Origin of the sequence: Pseudomonas sp. NPDC089569 (assembly GCF_050280625.1) — a bacterium.
In the GTDB taxonomy this organism is placed as follows: Bacteria; Pseudomonadota; Gammaproteobacteria; order Pseudomonadales; family Pseudomonadaceae; genus Aquipseudomonas.
On sequence record NZ_JBNNVQ010000249.1, the window covers coordinates 1 to 1,745 of the forward strand.

Below are 1,745 nucleotides of genomic sequence, written 5' to 3' on the forward strand. Positions count from 1 at the left end.
TGCTTCCTGATCATGATCATCATCCTCGCGGTGCTGGCGCTGATCGTGGTCAAGGCCCTGGCCGAAAGCCCATGGGGCATTTTCACGGTGATGGCGACCATCCCGATCGCGATGTTCATGGGCGTCTACATGCGCTACATCCGCCCCGGCCGCATTGGTGAAATCTCGGTTATCGGGGTCTTGCTGCTGCTGGGTTCGATCTGGCTGGGAGGGCAGATTGCCGCCGATCCGGTGTGGGCCAAGGCCTTCAGCTTCACCGGCGTGCAGATTACCTGGATGCTGATCGGCTACGGTTTTGTTGCTGCTGTGCTGCCGGTATGGCTGATCCTCGCACCGCGTGACTACCTGTCGACCTTCCTGAAAATCGGCACCATCGTTGCGCTGGCCATCGGCATTCTGGTGACCATGCCCATGCTGAAAATGCCGGCAGTGACCCAGTTCATCGACGGCACGGGCCCGGTTTGGAAGGGCGGTCTGTTCCCGTTCCTGTTCATCACCATCGCCTGTGGTGCGGTGTCCGGGTTCCATGCGTTGATCTCCTCCGGTACCACACCCAAATTGCTCGATAACGAAGTTAACGCCCGTTACATCGGTTACGGCGGCATGCTGATGGAGTCCTTCGTGGCGATCATGGCCATGGTCGCCGCTTCGGTAATCGAACCCGGTGTCTACTTCGCCATGAACAGCCCGGCCGCCGTGGTTGGTGGCGATGTGATTGCGGTGGCACAAGCCGTCAGCGGCTGGGGCTTCGCCATCACTCCGGACGCCCTGCAAGCGGTCGCCCATGACATCGGTGAAACCACCGTGCTGGCCCGTGCCGGCGGTGCGCCGACCCTGGCGGTGGGTATCGCGCAGATCCTGCACAGCGTGTTGCCGGGTGAAAACACCATGGCGTTCTGGTACCACTTCGCGATCCTGTTCGAAGCGCTGTTCATCCTCACCGCAGTGGACGCTGGCACCCGTGCCGGGCGTTTCATGCTGCAGGACTTGCTCGGTTCCTTCGTGCCGGCGCTGCGCCGCACCGAATCCTGGACCGCCAACCTGATCGCCACCGCCGGTTGTGTGGCGATGTGGGGCTGGCTGCTGTACCAGGGCGTGATCGATCCGCTGGGTGGCATCAACACCTTGTGGCCGCTGTTCGGCATCTCCAACCAGATGCTGGCCGGTATCGCACTGATGCTCGGCACTGTCGTGCTGATCAAAATGAAGCGCCAGCGTTACGTCTGGGTCACCTTGTTGCCGGCGATGTGGCTGTTGATCTGCACCACCACCGCAGGCTTTATCAAGCTGTTCGATGCCAGCCCGGCGGTAGGCTTCCTGGCCCTGGCCAAGAAATACAGTGACGCCCTGGCCGGTGGTCAGATCGTTGCTCCGGCCAAGGACATCACGCAGATGCAGCATGTGATCTTCAACGCCTACACCAACGCAACGTTGACCGCGCTGTTCCTGTTCGTGGTGTTCAGTATCCTGTTCTATGCACTCAAGGTGGGCATTGCCTCCTGGGGTACCAAAGAGCGTACGGACAAGGAATCGCCCTTCCAGGCGCTGCCGGATGCGTAAAAGGAGGATTGCCGCATGTTCAATGACCTGAGTCGTCTGGGTAAGTACCTCGGTCAGGCTGCGCGCCTGATGGTGGGCATGCCCGACTACGACAACTATGTCGAGCACATGCAAAGCAAACACCCGGACAAACCGGTGATGAGCTACGAGGCGTTCTTTCGCGAGCGCCAGGAAGCGCGCTACGG

General features: G+C 60.7%; 2 protein-coding genes. Both read left to right on the plus strand.

Features of this window, described 5'->3' with window-relative positions:
* Positions 1–1,560 (plus strand): carbon starvation CstA family protein (locus ACQKP2_RS32765; RefSeq protein WP_427582371.1); only part of this gene is annotated, 1,560 nt, incomplete at its 5' end.
* A gap of 15 nt (positions 1,561–1,575) precedes the next feature.
* Positions 1,576–1,745: YbdD/YjiX family protein (locus tag ACQKP2_RS32770; RefSeq protein WP_427582372.1), on the plus strand; the 170-nt coding region annotated here is incomplete at its 3' end.